The organism is Psychrobacter sp. Choline-02u-9, assembly GCF_002836505.1.
Lineage (GTDB): Bacteria > Pseudomonadota > Gammaproteobacteria > Pseudomonadales > Moraxellaceae > Psychrobacter.
The window spans coordinates 1-255 of record NZ_PJBF01000037.1 but is presented as its reverse complement, the minus strand read 5'-3'; the positions used below and the strand labels follow the sequence as shown (position 1 = coordinate 255).

General features: G+C 45.5%; 1 protein-coding gene. It reads right to left on the bottom strand.

The features are described 5' to 3' along the window. Positions 1-31: 31 nt before the first annotated feature. Positions 32-255 (bottom strand): transposase (locus CXF69_RS00650; RefSeq protein WP_145990565.1); only part of this gene is annotated, 224 nt, incomplete at its 5' end.

The following is a 255-nucleotide window of genomic DNA, read 5'->3' as shown; positions in this document are numbered from 1 at the left end:
GAGACCATCCCGAATTCTGTGTAACTGCCCTTTAGATTAAATGCCTGCTTATACGGTCATCAAACATAATCATAAAGCGATTTAAAGCAGACGTCCAGTTACGGATTGGCATCGACCACTTTTTGGATGCCTGCTGGGTTGCTAAGTACACCACTTTGAATGCTGCCTGATCAGATGGGAACACCTTACGCTTATTCACCGCTGTCCGAATCACGCTGTTTAGCGACTCTATCGCATTGGTGGTATAGATCACTC